Genomic DNA, 15,904 nt, shown 5'->3' on the forward strand with positions numbered 1-15,904 from the left:
TCCTACGCCCGCCGCCCCATGCCTCCGCTTCGGGCCTCACCGCGCCGGCCCCGTGGCTCCGCCGCGATCCCCCTCCGACGCTGTAACCCCGGAGGCCGAAGGGGGCACGGGAGGCTCGGGCCGTGGCCGGCGGGGAGATTGTCGGTGGTGGGGCGTAGCGTTCGGCGGGTGCGATCCTCCAAGCTGCTGGCCCGTGGGAAGGGCTTCACCCTCGACCTGGTGACCTGCGTCGACGACCACCGCGGCTGGTCGCGGCCCGAGGTGGGCCGGGCCCACCGCATGGTGCTGGTCCACCGTGGCGCGTTCCGCCGCATGGCCGACGGCCGCCAGGCCGCCGTCGACCCGACGATGGCCTACCTCGGCGCGCCCGGCGAGGAGGAACGCTTCGCACACCCGGCTGGCGGCGACGTCTGCACCTCCCTGTCCCTGTCCCCCTCCCTCTGGCGCACGCTCGCGGGCGACACCACCCGCCTCGCCCGCTCGACGGTCTACGTCGACGCCCGCTTCGAGCTCGCGCACCGCCGCCTGCTGGCCGCCGCCCGCGCGGGAGACCCCGACTTCGCCCTGGTCGAATCCCTGCTGTCGCTGACCGGCGCCACCCTCACCCAGCTGGCCGGGCCCACCACCCCGGCCGTCGCAGAAGGGGCGGCCGGAGCGCGCCGGCCCGCGCCCTCCCCCGTCCGCTCCACCGCGGCCATCGCCGACGCCGCCCGCGAGGCGATCTCGGCCGACCATCCGGCGGCCGCCGGGCTGTTGCCGCTGGCGGAGTTCCTGGCCGTCTCCCCCTACCGGCTCAGCAGGGCCTTCACCCGCGAGCTGGGCGTCTCGCTGACCCACTACCGCAACCGGGTGCGGGTGAGCCGGGCGCTCGACCGGCTGGAGAACGGCGAGACCGGCCTGGCCGCGCTCGCCGCCGACCTCGGCTTCGCCGACCAGGCCCACCTGACCCGTACGATCCGCCGCCACGTCGGCCACACCCCGACGGTCCTACGCCGCCTGCTGGCCTCCTCCGCTCCCCACGGACGGGTGGATTTCGGGTCGCCTGCCACCGTAAGCTCCCCCAATGCGTGATGCAGGTGAGGACCCCCGGCCCGCCCGGGGCGTCGTACGCGAGGTCCACTCGCTCAACGGTCCCGTCGCCCTGGCCTACTCCCCCGACCTCGACGGCCTGGCCGATCCCGGGGAGATCGTGTGGGCGTGGGTGCCGTACGAGGAGGATCCGTCGCGGGGCAAGGACCGGCCGCTGCTGGTCGTGGGCCGTACCGGCCGCAGGCTTCTCGGCATGATGTTGTCGAGCAAGGGCGACGACGGCTCCGACTGGCTGGAGATCGGCGCGTGGGGCCGCGACGGGCGGGTGTCGTACCTGCGGCTCGACCGGGTCTTCGTCCTGGACGAGGACGACATCCGCCGCGAGGGCGCGGTTCTCGACGGCGACCGGTTCGCGCGGGTGGCCTCCGTCCTCATGCAGACGCACGGGTGGGGCGTGGGCTGACCCACGTACGGCCGCGCCCGTGCCGTCCCACGCCCGCACCGATCCTCCCCGCACCGCCCCCGCTCGCGCCCGCAGTGGCGGCGGTCCCGTCACGAGAGCAGGCGGTCCTGTAGCAGCGGGCGGTCCCGTCACGAGAGCGGGCGGTCCTTTAGCGGTGGGTGGGCCGTTACGGCGGGTGGTCCCATTACGGCGGGTGGGCCCGTAGCTCCCGGGATGGGCGTGAGGGAGTATCCGGATGGTAAGCGCACGATCCGGTCATCGTCCGAGATCGCCCGCGCCTGCGATCATGGGTGCATGCGTGTTGTGGTGATCGGCAGCGGGATCGTCGGGGCGAGCGCGGCCTACTACCTGAGCGGCCGCGGCGTGGCCGTGACCGTGGTGGACCGCGGCTCCCAGGGCCAGGCGACCCAGGCGGGCGCGGGCATCGTGTGCCCCTGGGGGGACCATCCGGAGGACGACTCCTGGTACCGGCTGACCAGCGAGGGCGCCCGCCACTACCCGAGGCTGGTCGAGGCGCTGGGCGAGGACATCGGCTACGCCAAGGTCGGCGCCCTGCTGGTGGCGGAGGACCCGGTCGACCTTGAACCGGTGCGGGCCCTGCTGCGCCGCCGCTACGCCGACGCGCCCGAGATGGGCGAGGTCACCGACGTGCTGACGCCGTCCGACCTGTTCCCGCCGCTGTCCGACGACCTCAGCGCGCTCCTCGTGCCGGGCGCCGCCCGGGTGGACGGCAGCGCCGTGCGCGACGCGCTGCTGCGCGCCGCCGTCGCCCGGGGCGCCGAGGTGCTGCAAGGCAGCGCCGTCCTCACCCCCGACGGGCAGGTGCGCCTGCACGCCGCCGACGAGGACATCCCGGCGGGGAGCGGGCCGCGGTGGGCCCAGCCGGGGCCTGGAGCCGGCGCGGTGAGCGGCCGGACGACCTCGTGGCGCCAGGCCGCTCCCCTCATGCCGGACTACCCGCCGTCCGCCACCGGCGACCTGACCGAGAGCCCCCTTGAGGCGTCCGCCGAGGGACCGGTCGGCGCAGCGGGCGACGCCCCCTTCGGCGGCCCTCCGGACGGCTCCCCCGAGGGACCGGCCCCGGTCCCCGCGCCCGTCCCGCCCGTGGAGCCGGACGTGCCCGTCCCACCGGCCGAACCCGTCGCCCCTTCCGTGGCCGAACGCGTGCCCGCCGGCGAAGGCGTGCCGCTGGAGGCGGACGTCGTGATCGTGGCGGCCGGGGCGTGGACGGGCGAGGTGTGCCGTCCGCTCGGGGTGGAACTGCCGGTGTTCCCCCGGCGCGGACAGATCCTGCACGCCACCCTCGACGGCGTGGACACCGCGTTCTGGCCCATCGTGCTGCCCAGGAGCGGGCCGTACCTGCTGGGGTTCCCCGGATCGCGGGTCGTGATCGGCGCGACCGTGGAGGACGTCGGGTTCGCGCCCCGGGTCACGATGGGCGGTCTCGAAGAGGTGATCGCGGCGGGGTTGCGGGTGGCGCCCGGCCTGTTCGGGGCGACGGTGTCGGAGACCAGGGTCGGCCTGCGGCCGGTCAACGCCCCCGGCCCAGCGCTCATCGGGCGGCTTACGCCGCGGGTGGTGGTGGCGACGGGGCTGAGCGCGTACGGGCTGACGGCGGGTCCGTTCACCGGCGAACTCGTCGCCAAGCTCGCCCTCGACGAACAACCCCCCATCGACCTCACCCCCTACGCACCCCGCACCGCCTGACCCACCGGCCTGGCCGGCGCGGGCCCCGCACCGACCAGGCCGACCCGTGGAGCCGGGTGAGGCCCAACCGGGCGTGAAGGCATCCATCGGCCGCCGCTCCAGAGCGTTTCAGCAGGACGACACCGCCCCCAAACGGCAGGCCGGCCCAGGAACGACAGCCGCCGGCGGAGCCATGCCGCATCCAGACTGCAGACCGAACCACGAGAAGAGCGGCCCAGCGAAACCACTCTCCACCCAAAGTGCAGGCACGCCTCACGACGAAAGCCAGCCGTACCGCGTTCGGACAGCAGGCTGAACCAGCTCAAAGGGCGGCCAACGGCGGCCCTGCCGCGTCCGGCTGCTGGGCATTGGCGGTAAGTCGGCATTAGCGAGACCCCGGCATGATCCAGGTTGTGCTGCGCGGATATGGTGGATTTCTCCCCACCGTGATCTCGTGGGGAGGCCGCGTTGCCGCTGTTCGCGCTGCTGATCGTCCTGCTGCTGGCCGCCGGATGCGCCACCGCCCCGGAACCGGCGGAAGGCCCCCAGAGCCCCACAGAACGGGCCGCTCCCGCCGTCACCCCTCCGCCGCGCCCCTCGGTCCCCGCGCCGATCCCCCTTCCCGCCGCGCACGTCAAGGTCCCCTACGCCGCCTCCGGCTCGTACGCCGTGGTGCCCGGCGGCGCGCCCGCCCGGCCGGGAGAGGGCGAGGTGGTGCGGTACCTGGTGGAGGTCGAACGCGGCCTGCCGATCGACGGGACCGTGTTCGCGGCCGCCGTGCACCGGACCCTCAACGACCCGCGCGGCTGGGCCCGCTTCCAGCGCGTCGACCACGGCCCGGTACGGGTACGGGTGGCGCTGTCCAGCCCCGGGCTGACCGTCCGCCAGTGCCTGCCGTTGCGCACCGGCGGCACGTTGTCGTGCTGGAACGGGACGCGCTCGGTCATCAACGCGCTCCGCTGGGCCGACGGCGTCCCGCAGTACGAGGGCGACCTGGCCGCCTACCGCGACTACCTCATCAGCCACGAGGTCGGCCACAGCCTGGGACACGGCCACCGCGCCTGCCCCGGGCCGGGCCTGCCGGCTCCGGTGATGGTCCAGCAGTCGAAGTCGCTGGGCCGCTGCCGTCCGAACCCGTGGCCCCACCCGGAACGCCGCCCGGACGAGCGCCGCGACGCCCTGACCCGCAACCCCTGACAGAAGGCGGGACCCGCGAGCCCGAGAGCCGCGAACCTCCTACTCCGAAGGACTCGCGGAAGCGGGCGGAGAACTCACGGAGGCAGGCGCCGCAGACGGAGAACTCGCGGAGGCAGGCGCCGCAGACGGAGAACTCACGGAGGCAGGCGCCGCAGACGGAGAACTCGCGGAGGCGGGCGCTACAGAGGAGAACTCCCAGCGGTGGGCGCCGCAGACGGAGAACTCCCAGCGGCCGGCGCCACAGAGGGAGAACTCGCAGCGGCGGGCGCCCCAGAGGGAGGGCTCGGCGCGGCAAGCGGAGTGGAGGGCAGGCCGGAGCCTGGGCCCACGCCGCGCAACAAGGTGTCCACCAGCCGGCCCGCCAGCGCCTCCGGCTCGCCGTCGCGACTCTGCGCCGCCTCGTGGATCAGCGCGTAGTACACCCGCCGGGCCCACTCCGGCTCCACGTCCTCCCGCAGCACCCCGGCCGCCCGCGCCTGCTGGAACAACCGCTCACACCTCGCCTCGACCTCGGAGTGCACCCGGGCCACTTCGGCCCCCGCCGACGGCCCGCGGCTCATCGCGAACCCCCAGTCGATCTTCACTCGCAGCACGTTCGCCGTCACCTGGTAGAGCGCGACCAGCGGCGGCGCCTGCTCGGGACGGGCGGCGTCCACGGCGGCGGCGAACTGCCGGGTGGCCCACTCGGTCATGGCCTCCACCAGCGACTCCCGGGAGGCGAAGCGCCGGTGGACGGTCGTGCGCGCCACGCCGGCCGCCTCGGCGATCTGCTCCATGCTGGCCGCCGGGTTCCTGCTGAGCACCCGTTCGGCGGCCTCCAGGATCGCCTGGACGGTCCGCTCCGCGTCGGACCGCAGGGCCCGTGTAGTCCCACTCACACCTCAGAGGGTACAGCACAGTTCCTCTTCGAATCGAAGTTGCATCATCAGTGTTGCAAGTTCTAGAGTCGTCGCATCACCACTGATGCAAGAAGGGCGACTCACATGGACATGCGACTCACCGGCAAGACCGCCGTCGTCACCGGGGCGAGCAGGGGGCTGGGGCTGGCGCTGGCGATCGTCGAGGCGCTGACGACTGAAGGCATGCGCGTCGTGGCCGCGGCCCGCACGATCTCCCCCGAGCTCGAGCGCACCGGCGCGATCGCCGTGACCGCTGACCTGTCCACCGCGGCGGGCCCGGCCGAGCTGGTCGAACGCGCGCTGGCCGAGCTCGGCGAGATCGACCTCCTGGTCAACAACGTGGGCGGCGGCGACGGCGGCGAAGGGCAGGTCAACGGCTTCCTCGGCTTCGACGACGACGCCTGGCGCCAGTCGTACGACCTGAACTTCCTCAGCGCCGTGCGAGCCACCAGAGCCGCGATGCCCAGCCTGTTGCGGCGGGGCGGCACCGTGATCAACGTCTCGTCCAACGGCGCCCGCGTGCCGCACATGGGGCCGGTCGTGTACACCACCGCCAAGGCCGCGCTGACGGCGTTCGGCAAGGCCCTGGCCGAGGAGTTCGGCCCGCGTGGCGTGCGGGTCGCCACGGTCTCCCCCGGCGCCGCGCGCACCTCGCTGTGGGAGGCCCCCGACGGGTACGGCGCCGCCCTGGCGGCCTCGCTCGGCATGGAGCACGAGCAGTTGCTCGCGGGGCTGCCGTCAGCCACCGGAATGACGACCGGTAGGTTCGTCGAACCGGAAGAAGTCGCCTCCTTGGTGACGTACCTGGCCTCGCCGCACGCCGGGAGCGTGAACGGCGCCGACTACGTCATCGACGGCGGAGCGATCAAGACGGTATGAACTATCGCGATATATCGTAGAACGGGAACACCGGGGAATCCCGCCCGGTTGGGCGGGATGGACATCATCTCCAGGGGAGTGTGGGCAATGGCAGGAATGCGGACCGCACGGCGGATCCTCGCGGGCGGCGCGCTCGCCGCCGCGGCCGGGTGGGCGTTGCGCGGGATACCGGCCGAGCTGGGCGTGCGGCCTTTGACGTCGGGGCCGGACCGGGTGAGCAGGATGCGGCGCTCGCCGCAGTTCAGGGGCGACACGTTCGTCAACCCCATGTCCGAGCCGACCGCCTTGATGACCACGCCGCCGGTAGGCCTGCTGGCCGAGATGGCCAGGAACAAGGAGCAGCGGCATCCCGCCGGGCCCATCCCGCTGCGCCTGCCGCCGTCCGGCCCGCCGCCGGCCGACGGCCTGCGCGCGGTCTGGTACGGCCACGCCTCCACCCTGGTGGAGATCGAGGGCAAGCGGGTGCTGTTCGACCCGGTGTGGAGCAACCGGGTCTCGCCGTCCCAGCTCGTCGGCCCCAAGCGGCACCACCCCCTGCCGGTGGACATCGGCGACCTGCCGCAGGTGGACGCGATCGCGATCTCGCACGACCACTACGACCACCTCGACATGGCCACCGTGCGCTCGCTCACGCGCACCCAGAAGGCGCCGTTCCTGGTCCCGCTGGGCATCGGGGCGCACCTGGAACGGTGGGGCGTGCCGCTGTACCGGATCATCGAGCTCGACTGGGACGAAGAGGCCGAGGTGGCGGGCCTGCGCTTCGTCGCCACCGCCGCCCGGCACTTCTCGGGGCGGGCCTTCACCAGGAACGACACCCTGTGGGGCTCGTGGGTGGTGGCCGGGGCGAACAAGCGGGTGTTCTACGCCGGCGACTCAGGATACTTCCAGGGCTACCGGGGCATCGGGGCCGCGCACGGGCCGTTCGACCTGACCCTGATGCCGATCGGCGCTTACAGCCCGGCCTGGCCCGACATCCACATGAACCCGGAGGAGGCCGTCAACGCCCACCTCGACCTCGGCGGCAAGCTGCTGCTGCCGGTCCACTGGGCGACGTTCACGCTGGCGCTGCACCCGTGGGCCGAGCCGGTGGACCGGTTGTGGCGGGAGGCGAAGGCGCGCGACGTCGAGATCGTGGTGCCCCGCCCGGGCGAGGGCGTCGACGTAACCGCCGTCCCGTCCGTGGACGGCTGGTGGGAGACCCTGGGATAACCGTCCCATCCGTGGACAGCCGGTGGGAGACCGCGGGACAGCCATCACGTCCGGGTGACGCCGGGTGTGGGGGGCCGTACGGCCCCCTACAGTCGTGGGGTGAGCAACATGGAACGTGACCCCCGCGAACTCCGCTGCGCCGCCGACGGCGGCGACCGGAGCGAGGTGCTGACCGGACGCGAGGTACCGCTGGGCGGCCCACGCGCGATGCGGGTGAGCAGGACGCTGCCCGGCGTGCACCGGCGAATGATCGGCGCCTGGTGCTTCGTCGACGCCTACGGCCCGGAGCCGGCGCTGATGCGCGTGCCGCCCCACCCGCACACCGGCCTGCAGACGGTGACCTGGCTGCTCGCGGGCGAGGTGCTCCACCGCGACAGCGTCGGCAGCCTGAGCACGGTGCGTCCCGGCCGGCTCAACCTGATGACGGCCGGGCGCGGCATCTCCCACTCGGAGGAGTCGCCCGGCACGACGCTGCACGGTGTGCAGCTCTGGGTGGCCCTGCCGGAGGCCCACCGGCGCACGGCCCCCGCCTTCGAGCACCACGCCACCCTGCCCGTGTTGTCCGGCCCGGGCTTCGACGCCATCGTGATCATGGGCACGCTCGGCGGCGTGACCTCCCCCGCCACCACCTACACCCCGCTGGTGGGCGCCGAGGTGACGGTCGACGGCACCGGCGAGGTGCCCCTCGACCCCGCCTTCGAGCACGGGCTGCTGCAGCTCGACGGGGAGGTCGAGCAGGCCGTGCCCGGAGCGCTGCGCTACCTGCCGCCGGGCGCCGGCACGTTGCCGCTGTCGGGCCGCGGGCGGGTGCTGCTGATCGGCGGCGAGCCGTTCGGTGAGGAGATCGTCATGTGGTGGAACTTCGTGGGGCGCTCCCACGAGGAGATCGCCGCCTTCCGCAAGGAGTGGGCGGAGGGCGAGGGCTTCGGCGCGGTCGAGGGCTTCGACGGCGAGCCGCTGCCCGCCCCGGCGCTGCCCTCCATCCGCCTGAAGCCGCGCGGACGGGTACGCCCCGAGACGCGCTAGTAGACCGAGATGTGCGGATGGTCGAAGTGGTTGGCCGTCGTGCCGCCGCGGTTCGACATCGTCCGCCAGGTGCCCGTCCTGGCGTGCCAGATGCGCTGGCGGTAGATGATGTACATGATCCCGAGGCGCCGGGAGTTCTTGATGGCCCACTCGGCGATCTCGTAGCCGCGCTTGACCTCGGCCGCCGACGGCATCGCGCCGCCGTGGCTGAGCATGAAGTCGCAGGCGCGGCCGAGCGGGTGCTCGCCGCCGTCCTGGATCGTCCGGTAGCAGCCGATCCCGTACGGCACCACGAACCGCTCCTTGATCAGCGTCTTGACCAGGCGCATGCGGGGGGTGATGTTCTCGGAGCCGTCCGGGAGCTGCGGCACCCACGTGCCGTCCGGACGCCGCACGCCCGGGGCCGTGTAGAGCTTGTCGATCCGGTCCCTGATCTTCTCGATCAGCTTCTCGGCCTTCTTCTTGCGCCCCTCCAGGTCGGCCACCGCGGTGCCGAGCTCCTCGGCGCGGGCGGCGGCCTCCTGCTCTGCCTTGAGGCGCTCGTCCCTGACCTTGGCGTAGCCGCGCAGCCGGGCGTCCTGGACGTCGATCAGGTGGCGGCTCAGCGCCAGGCGGCTCAGCAGCGCGTCCGGGTTCTGGCTGCCGGTGACCAGGGCGATCTGGTTGGGTTCGCCGCCGATGTACTGGGCCACGGCCAGCGTCCTGAGCTGGAGGGACTCGCGGTCGTAGACCTCCTGGGCGGCGGCCAGCCGCTCGCGCGCGCTCTTCTCCGTCTTCTCGGCCTGCTGCTGGGCGCGGCGGCTGTTGTAGTACTCCTCGATGAGCCGGTCCGACTCCTTGCTCAGCGCGGCCAGCTCCTTCTTGAGCTGCTTCACCGAGGGTTTGGGAGCCGCGCGCCCGGCCGAGGCGTTGCCCGCCGCCATCGGCGGCCCGGCGATCGTGGCGACCATGGCGACGAGCACGGCGAGCACGGCCCGCGCCACGTGGCCCACGGCGGAGGAGGCGACCGCCACTGTCCTCCTTAGCCTGAGCCGCAGGGCAGGTTCCGGTCAGGAGCTAATCAGAGTCCGGGACGCCCTCTTTCCGACGCTGATAGTAGGGGATCAAGCATCATTCCCCGCAACTCATGACTTTTCCTGACTACGTGATTTTCGTGCGCGTCTGACCGCGATACGGCCTCCGAGCAGGGCAGATCCGGGCACCACGAGCATGCCGAGCAGGCTGGAGCCCAGGCCGACGTCGAGGTCGGCGTCCAGCAGCCCGCCCCCGCCGCGGCCGAGCAGCGAGCCGCCGAGCGACAACCCGACCGAGACCGACAGGAGCGGTTCGTGGCCCTTGGCGGGCGGCTTGGCGGAGGGCTCCGGGGCGGGGGCGCTCGTGGCGGGCGGTCTGGGAACCGGGCCGCCGGTGGCGGACTGCCGGGTGGATGTCGGCGACGGCCGCGTGGACGGCGGCCCCGAAGGCGGCTCCGACTTCGGGGGCACAGAAGGCGGCCCGGACCTGGGCGGCCCCGACTCCGACGGCCCGTTGGTCGGCCTCGGCGGGCGGCTGTTCGGGGCCTTCGTGACGGGCGGCGCCGGAGGCGCGGACGACGCGGGCCCCGCGGTCGGCACGCCGGGCACCGTCGGCACGGTCGCCGCGGTCGGATCTCCGCTGGGCCCGGCCGTGGCCGTCGAGGACGGCGGGACCGTCCCTGACCCGCTCGGCGCGGGCAGCTCCGGATCGGGTGAGACGGGCGGCGTCGTGAACGAGCTCTCCGTGGACTCCGGCGGCATCGCGATGCCGCTGCCGGGCGAGGGCGAGCCGCTCCAGATCACGAACGTCGACGCCACCGCCGCCGCCGTCGCCAGCACCAGCCCGCCGGTCACCGCCAGCTTGGCCGGCGGTCCCAACGAGCTGCGCACCACGCTGGTGCCCGTCGCGACGCCGTTCTCCGCACCGCTCCTCCCGATGATCCCGCCGCCGAGGCCCTCGCCCATCCCTCCGCCGGTCCCGGCCGACGGCAGCAGCGCGGCGAACGGCATCGCCAGCACGGCCAGGCCGGACCGCCCGCGCAGCTCCCATCCCGCGCCGTACGTCCCGCGTGCCACCTCCTCCAGCTCGGCCAGGAACGCCTCGGCCGAGGCCGGCCGGTGGGCGGGGTCCTTGGCCAGGCCGTGCTCGACGAGCCCGCGCAGGCGTCCGTCCACGTGCTCCAGCGGGGGCGGCATGTGCTGATGCTGGAAGGCCAGGGCGGCCAGGTTCGCGGCGGTGAACGGGCGGCGGCCGGTGAGGCATTCGTAGAACACCAGGGCGGCGGCGTACACGTCGCAGGCCGGGCCGGCCGGGGCGTCCTCCCACTGCTCGGGGGACATGTAGGCGGGGGTGCCGGCCAGGGCGCCGGTCTCGCCGAACCGGGTCGCGACGCCGAAGTCGACCAGCTTGCTGTCGCCGTCCGGGGTGACGATGACGTTCTCGGGCTTGAAGTCGCGGTGCGCCACCCCGCGCCGGTGCGCCTCGGCGAGGCCGAGCAGGGCCCCCTTCAGCAGGGTGAGCGCGGCCTCCACGCCGGTGCCGCCCTCGGCGGCGATCAGGCGGCGCAGCGTGACGCCGTCGACCAGCTCCATCACGATCGCGGAAGTGCCCCCGGCCTCGACGTAGTCCAGCAGGCGGGCGGTATGGGGGCTGTCGATCTCGCTGATGACCCGTGCCTCGGCGCGGAAGCGGGCGGCGAACTCGCCGTCGGCGCGCAGAGACTCGGACAGGTGCTTGATCGCGACCGGTAAGCCGTCGGAGTCACGGACGGCGAGCATGACGCGGCCGGTTCCTCCGTGACCGAGTTCCCGGATCTCCGTGTAACCGGGAACAGCCATGTCGGGCCTCCTGACCGGATAAAGATCCTTATGTCAGGACGCTAGCCGAAGGTAACAGGCCGTGTCGAGTCCCTTCGCTGGAGTAACCGACCCCCTGTCCCAATCGGTATTTTTCCTACTTCCTATAGTAGGTCCGTGGCTCTCACCGATCATCTGCGCGAATGGCTCGGGGCCTGGCCGCCCACGGGAAACCTCGACGTCACGGGCTCGCCGCTGCGTACGCTGCCCGCCTGGGACGGTCGCGTGCACCCGGCCGTCGGCGTCGGCACCCCGGAGGGGGCGGTGTTGTCGGTGCCGCCCGAGCACGTCGCCCGGGTACGCGCCGCGCGGACGCTCCGGGAGATCCCCGGGCTGATCGGATATGGGGATCGCGGCTGGTTCGACGCCGTCTTCCGGTGGACCACCGACCCCGCGCCCCTGCCCGACGCCGGCGAGTGGGTCCCGGCGACGGACGAGGCCGTCCCCGGATGGCTGCGCGTGTTCGGCGGCGAGGTGCTGGTGGCCGTGGCCCCCGAGACCGGCGAGCATCTGGCCGGGGTGGGCATCAAGCGGCACGACCGGTTCGGCCGGGAGCTGTCGGTGGTGACCGCGCCCGAGGCCCGGGGGCGCGGCCTGGCCAGACGGCTGGTGGCGCAGGCGGCGCGGCGGGTGCTGGACGAGGGCGCGGTGCCGACGTACATGCACGCGGTCAGCAACACCGCCTCGGCCGCCGTCGCCAAGGCGGCGGGCTTCCCCGACCTCGGCTGGACCGCCTTCGGCGTCGCCGAGAACTGACCCACCGCGCCAAGCCGCGCGAAGGGACCACCGGCCGCGGGGTCAGGCGGCCGGGATGGCTGGGGCCGGGGGTCAGGCGGCCGGGATGGCTGGGCGGGGGGTCAGGAGGGTGCGGATGTTGCGGGCGGCGGTGCGGCCCGCGCGGTTGGCGCCGACCGTGCTGGCCGAAGGCCCGTAGCCGACGAGTTGCAGCCGCGGCTCCCGGACGACCCGCGTCCCGTCCACCTTGATGCCGCCGCCCGGCTCCCGCAGACGCAGCGGCGCGAGGTGGTCGAGCGCCGACCGGAAGCCAGTGGCCCACACGACGACCTCCGCCGCGGTCTGCCGCCCGTCCGCCCACTCCACGCCGTACGGGGTGAGGCGGCGGAACATCGGCAACCGCTCCAGCGCCCCCTTGGCCATCGCCTCCCGCACGACGACGCTGTAGCCGAGCCCGGTGACGCTGACCACGCTCTGCGGCGGCAACCCGGCCCGCACCCGCGCCTCCACCAGAGCGACGGCCTCGCGCCGGGCGTCCTCGCCGAAGTCGTCGCCCCTGAAGACGGGCGGCCGCCGGGTGACCCAGACGGTGCCGGCGGCGACCCCGGCGACCTCCGACAACACGTGCATCGCCGAGGCCCCGCCCCCGACCACGACCACCCGCCGACCGGCGAACGCCGCCGGCCCGCGATAACCCGCGTAGTGAAGCTGCTCGCCCAGGAAGTCGCCGGCCCCCGGGTAGTACGGCCAGTACGGACGGGTCCAGGTGCCGGTCGCGTTGACCACGGCCCTGACCGCCCACTCCCCCGCGTCCGCCGCCACGACCAGCCGCCCGTCCTCGCCCTCCCGGACGGCCGTCACCTTGACCGGCCGCAGGACCTCCAGCCCCACCCGCCGCTCGTAGTCTCCGTAGTACTCCGGGACGACCTCCGCCGCCGGCCGGTCACCGGCCGCCGCCACCCCGTCCGGCACGCCGGGCAGGTCGAAGATCCCGTGCACCTTGTCCATGGTCAGCGACGGCGACCGGTGCCGCCACGCGCCCCCGGGCCCCGCGGCCGCATCGAGCACGGTCGTCCCGATCCCGAACCGTCGCAGGAAGTACGCGCTGGACAGCCCCGCCTGCCCGGCCCCGATCACCACAACCTCGGTCGTCTCCACGGTCGAGTGCAACCCCACACACCCGCCCGCTCTTCCCACCCAGCCGTCCCAGCAGCGGCACCCCAGCCGACCCGCAGCGGCGCCCGGCCGGTCCAGTGGCGACACACGGCCCCTCAGGCAGCGACGCCGGGGCCGTTCCTGCAAACGACGCCCGGCCGGTCTGGTGGCGACACCCCACCGGATCAGGCGGGTGGCGGCTCCGTCAGCGCCGTGGCGAACAGAGCGCGGTGGCGCAGGATGTGTTCGCGGTCGGCGCCGTACAACACATCGTCGCCGCGGGCGATGTGCGCGGCGAAGGCCTGGTCCCCCGCCGCCGCGCGCTCGTGCATGTGCCGTACGAGGTGCGCCAGCCGATCGGCGGCGGTGGCGGGCAGCGCCGGACGGTCACCTTCGGCCAGGCCGTAGGCGTCGGCGAACAGTCGCAGCCTGCGTGCCTGCTCCTGCACTGGGTCGGCCCCGTCGTGGCGGGGATCGCTCAGCGGGACGAACCGGTAGGCGGCGTAGGCGACGTCCCACACACGCGGCCCCGGGTGGGCCGTGTCGAAGTCGATCAGGGCCACCGGCCGCCCGTCGCGGAACACGCAGTTGTACGGCGCTACGTCCCCATGGCAGATGACCTCGGCGGGTTCGCGCGGCGGGAAGTACCAGTCGGCCCCGGTGGTGGACCGGAAACCCTCGGTGGCGTCGTGATAGCGGCGCAGCAGTCGAGCGACGTTGCCGAGGGCCTGGTCGGAACGGGCGTAGGCGGGCAACGGATCACCGGGCACCTCGCCGGGGACGAAGTCGAGCACCTCCCGGCCCTGAGCGTCGATCCCGTGCCCGGCCGGCGCGCCCGTGAAGCCGCAGGCGGCCAGGTGGGCGAGCAGCGCGTGCACGGCCGGCGTCCAGGGGCCGGTCGGCCGGCGCACGGTGGCACCGACCCGCACCACCAGGTTCACACCGCCACCGGTCAGCGGCTCCCCATCACACCAACCACCGGTCAGCAGTTTCTCGTCACCCTCGGACACGCCCGCCATCCTCGCATCCCGGCGCGCACCGGCCACCGCCGTCGAGCCCCGGCCCCGCCGGGAGGGAGGCGTCAGCGGGGTCTGAAGGCGACGGCGGTCGTGGAGGCGATCGCTGTCACCAGGACCACCATGACCAGGACCGTGCCGAGCGGGTTCTTGCGTCGCGGCGGCGCCTGGACCTGCTTGACCCGCTTGCGCACAGCGACCCTCGGGGTGGGCTTGGGCGTCGGCGTGACTTCCTGGACGGGCACCCGCACCGGAGGGGCCACGCGCACCGGCCGGGGCGTCGGATGGTGCACCGGCCTCGGCGTGTGCGGCGGCGGAGTGGGCGGAGGCGTGGGGCGCGGTGTCGGCCGTGGCGACGAGCGAGGCGGCGGAGGCGGAGGCGGGGACGGCGGCGGGGACGGGCGGACGTCGCAGTCGCCCACCTCGACGCTGCCGCTCGGCCCGTACACGCACACCGAGCCGGGACCGATCGACACGCGCGGCGCGGGGACGCCGGTACGCGGCGCCCGCCCGCCGGGCCGGATCGCCTCCGAAGTCGGCGCCGACCCCCGCGGCTCAGGATCGTCCCAGATCTGCGCGCCCGGCACCGACACGCGCGGCCCCGGACCGTCCTCCCGGATCTGCGCGCCCGGCACCGACACCACCGGCCCGGTACGGCCGTCGTGCCCCCGCCCGCCGTGGATCGTGATCCCCGGGCTCGGGAGCTGCGACGGACGTACGCGCACGGTGCCGGAGGCCGGGGATTGCAGGTCAGCCGCCGCCGGGCCGGCCGCGCTCGCGGCGAGCAGAGCGGCGGCCAGCAGCAGCGGCGCGCGCCTGACGCCCACGGTCACATTCCCCCGGCGATGCGGGAGAACTCCTGCAGCGCGCCCTGGAACGCCTGGGGCCCGACCGCCAGCGGCCCGGCGAAGGCGTGGGAGATGTCCCAGGTCAGATAGGTGCCGAAGCCGAGCATCGCGGCCATCGCGAGCAGCGGCAGAACCGCCAGGCCGCGTGGCCGCGCGCCGGCCAGGTAGGGGAAGACGACGACCAGCAGGCCGGTGAGCACGGTCAGGAACAGCAGCCCCTGGGGCGGGGTGGCGGCGGCGTCCATCGAGCGCTGGGACCGGGCGGCGGCGATCGCGGCGACGCGTTCGAGCACGGCGTCGCGGGCGTCCTTGTCGTCGTCGGTCTTGGCGGCGACGGCGCTCACCCGGCTGCGCATGGCGTCGAGCCGGGCGGCGCCGACCGGGTCCATCCGGCCCTCGGCCATCAGCGGCCACTCGTCTCTGACCACGAAGGTGACGTAGTCGCGCAGCGCGGTGCGGACCGTCTGCTGAGCGGTGCCGGGCAGGTCGGCCGCGGCCCAGTAGGCGTCGATCGCGGCCTGGCTCTCGGCCTGGGCGTTCTGGCGGGCGGCGTCGGCCGTGGTCCACGGCACGATGATCGCGATCGCGAACACCAGCAGGAACAGGGCCGACAACATCGACCCGGCGTGACCGGCCGAGACCCCGTCGGGCTCGGCATCCTCGCTGCCCTTCTTCGTGAGCCGGAACACCAGCGCGGTGAGCGCCACCACGCCCACGGCCGCCACGATCGAGAGCGTGTACGCCCACATGAAGATCTCCCAAATCTTCTCGAATACACAGTGTTACATGACTATCACACTATGCGACGCTGGTGTCAGCTACCGGCAGGTAAAGTCGCGGCAAGCGTGTCGGCCGCCGAGAGGTCGGCGGAGGACACAGCCGGGGCGGCCCA

The 15,904-nt window shown here is 73.9% G+C and carries 15 protein-coding genes; 8 read left to right on the forward strand and 7 right to left on the reverse strand.

Going from position 1 to position 15,904, the window contains the following annotated elements:
* Positions 1–168: 168 nt before the first annotated feature.
* The 4 genes from AB0J76_RS23605 to AB0J76_RS23620 all read left to right on the forward strand — a co-directional run bounded on the left by AB0J76_RS23605 (position 169) and on the right by AB0J76_RS23620 (position 4,375).
* Positions 169–1,071, forward strand: a complete 903-nt coding sequence (locus AB0J76_RS23605; protein WP_352325358.1) for a helix-turn-helix transcriptional regulator — start codon at positions 169–171, stop codon at positions 1,069–1,071.
* Positions 1,064–1,492, forward strand: a complete 429-nt coding sequence (locus AB0J76_RS23610; RefSeq protein ID WP_352325357.1) for a type II toxin-antitoxin system PemK/MazF family toxin — start codon at positions 1,064–1,066, stop codon at positions 1,490–1,492. The genes AB0J76_RS23605 and AB0J76_RS23610 overlap by 8 nt, the downstream gene beginning before the upstream one ends.
* A gap of 294 nt (positions 1,493–1,786) precedes the next feature.
* The gene (locus tag AB0J76_RS23615; RefSeq protein WP_352325356.1) at positions 1,787–3,199 is read left to right on the forward strand and encodes an FAD-dependent oxidoreductase; all 1,413 of its coding nucleotides are present in this window, start codon (positions 1,787–1,789) and stop codon (positions 3,197–3,199) included.
* Positions 3,200–3,646: 447 nt separating this feature from the next.
* Positions 3,647–4,375 (forward strand): DUF3152 domain-containing protein, encoded by a 729-nt coding sequence (locus AB0J76_RS23620; RefSeq protein ID WP_352325355.1) that lies wholly within the window; start codon positions 3,647–3,649, stop codon positions 4,373–4,375.
* Between the two features lie 179 nt (positions 4,376–4,554).
* On the opposite strand, the gene AB0J76_RS23625 is transcribed toward AB0J76_RS23620, so the two are convergent.
* Positions 4,555–5,253, reverse strand: a complete 699-nt coding sequence (locus tag AB0J76_RS23625; RefSeq protein ID WP_352325354.1) for a TetR family transcriptional regulator — start codon at positions 5,251–5,253, stop codon at positions 4,555–4,557.
* A 105-nt stretch (positions 5,254–5,358) separates the two neighbouring features.
* On the opposite strand from AB0J76_RS23625, the gene AB0J76_RS23630 reads away from it, so the two are divergent.
* From AB0J76_RS23630 to AB0J76_RS23640, 3 genes are all read left to right on the forward strand, one after another.
* Positions 5,359–6,153, forward strand: coding sequence for an SDR family NAD(P)-dependent oxidoreductase (locus tag AB0J76_RS23630; RefSeq protein ID WP_352325353.1), 795 nt, complete (start codon positions 5,359–5,361; stop codon positions 6,151–6,153).
* A gap of 96 nt (positions 6,154–6,249) precedes the next feature.
* Positions 6,250–7,362: an MBL fold metallo-hydrolase gene (locus tag AB0J76_RS23635; RefSeq protein ID WP_352325352.1), complete on the forward strand. Its 1,113-nt coding sequence runs from the start codon at positions 6,250–6,252 to the stop codon at positions 7,360–7,362.
* A gap of 99 nt (positions 7,363–7,461) precedes the next feature.
* Entirely contained in the window at positions 7,462–8,388 is a 927-nt protein-coding gene (locus AB0J76_RS23640; protein WP_352325351.1) for a pirin family protein, read from the forward strand.
* On the opposite strand, the gene AB0J76_RS23645 is transcribed toward AB0J76_RS23640, so the two are convergent.
* On the reverse strand, positions 8,385–9,401 hold the full coding sequence (locus tag AB0J76_RS23645; RefSeq protein ID WP_352325350.1) for a hypothetical protein: 1,017 nt from the start codon (positions 9,399–9,401) through the stop codon (positions 8,385–8,387). The genes AB0J76_RS23640 and AB0J76_RS23645 overlap by 4 nt on opposite strands.
* Positions 9,402–9,512: 111 nt before the next feature.
* Positions 9,513–11,240 carry a protein kinase gene (locus AB0J76_RS23650; RefSeq protein ID WP_352325348.1) on the reverse strand — a complete coding sequence of 576 codons (1,728 nt, stop codon included), beginning with the start codon at positions 11,238–11,240 and terminating at the stop codon, positions 9,513–9,515.
* A gap of 135 nt (positions 11,241–11,375) precedes the next feature.
* Between AB0J76_RS23650 and AB0J76_RS23655 the strand changes: the two genes are divergently transcribed.
* Positions 11,376–12,014, forward strand: a complete 639-nt coding sequence (locus tag AB0J76_RS23655) for a GNAT family N-acetyltransferase (protein WP_352325347.1) — start codon at positions 11,376–11,378, stop codon at positions 12,012–12,014.
* Between the two features lie 72 nt (positions 12,015–12,086).
* Here the strand turns inward: AB0J76_RS23655 and AB0J76_RS23660 are convergent, their stop codons facing one another.
* The 4 genes from AB0J76_RS23660 to AB0J76_RS23675 all read right to left on the reverse strand — a co-directional run bounded on the left by AB0J76_RS23660 (position 12,087) and on the right by AB0J76_RS23675 (position 15,761).
* Positions 12,087–13,151, reverse strand: coding sequence for an NAD(P)-binding domain-containing protein (locus AB0J76_RS23660; RefSeq protein ID WP_352325346.1), 1,065 nt, complete (start codon positions 13,149–13,151; stop codon positions 12,087–12,089).
* A 182-nt stretch (positions 13,152–13,333) separates the two neighbouring features.
* The gene (locus AB0J76_RS23665; RefSeq protein WP_352325345.1) at positions 13,334–14,158 is read right to left on the reverse strand and encodes an aminoglycoside phosphotransferase family protein; all 825 of its coding nucleotides are present in this window, start codon (positions 14,156–14,158) and stop codon (positions 13,334–13,336) included.
* 71 nt (positions 14,159–14,229) lie between these two features.
* Positions 14,230–14,991 carry a hypothetical protein gene (locus AB0J76_RS23670; protein WP_352325344.1) on the reverse strand — a complete coding sequence of 254 codons (762 nt, stop codon included), beginning with the start codon at positions 14,989–14,991 and terminating at the stop codon, positions 14,230–14,232.
* A 2-nt stretch (positions 14,992–14,993) separates the two neighbouring features.
* On the reverse strand, positions 14,994–15,761 hold the full coding sequence (locus tag AB0J76_RS23675; RefSeq protein WP_352325342.1) for a hypothetical protein: 768 nt from the start codon (positions 15,759–15,761) through the stop codon (positions 14,994–14,996).
* Positions 15,762–15,904: the final 143 nt, after the last annotated feature.

The organism is Nonomuraea sp. NPDC049624, from assembly GCF_040675255.1.
Taxonomy (GTDB): Bacteria; Actinomycetota; Actinomycetes; order Streptosporangiales; family Streptosporangiaceae; genus Nonomuraea.

Excerpts from the sequence above, each read along its gene's own strand:
- AB0J76_RS23610 (WP_352325357.1), top strand. The coding sequence starts at position 1,064 with ATGCGTGATGCAGGTGAGGACCCCCGGCCCGCCCGGGGCGTCGTACGC.
- AB0J76_RS23615 (WP_352325356.1), top strand. The coding sequence starts at position 1,787 with ATGCGTGTTGTGGTGATCGGCAGCGGGATCGTCGGGGCGAGCGCGGCC.
- AB0J76_RS23630 (WP_352325353.1), top strand. The coding sequence starts at position 5,359 with ATGGACATGCGACTCACCGGCAAGACCGCCGTCGTCACCGGGGCGAGC.
- AB0J76_RS23635 (WP_352325352.1), top strand. The coding sequence starts at position 6,250 with ATGCGGACCGCACGGCGGATCCTCGCGGGCGGCGCGCTCGCCGCCGCG.
- AB0J76_RS23650 (WP_352325348.1), bottom strand. The coding sequence starts at position 11,240 with ATGGCTGTTCCCGGTTACACGGAGATCCGGGAACTCGGTCACGGAGGA.
- AB0J76_RS23675 (WP_352325342.1), bottom strand. The coding sequence starts at position 15,761 with ATGTGGGCGTACACGCTCTCGATCGTGGCGGCCGTGGGCGTGGTGGCG.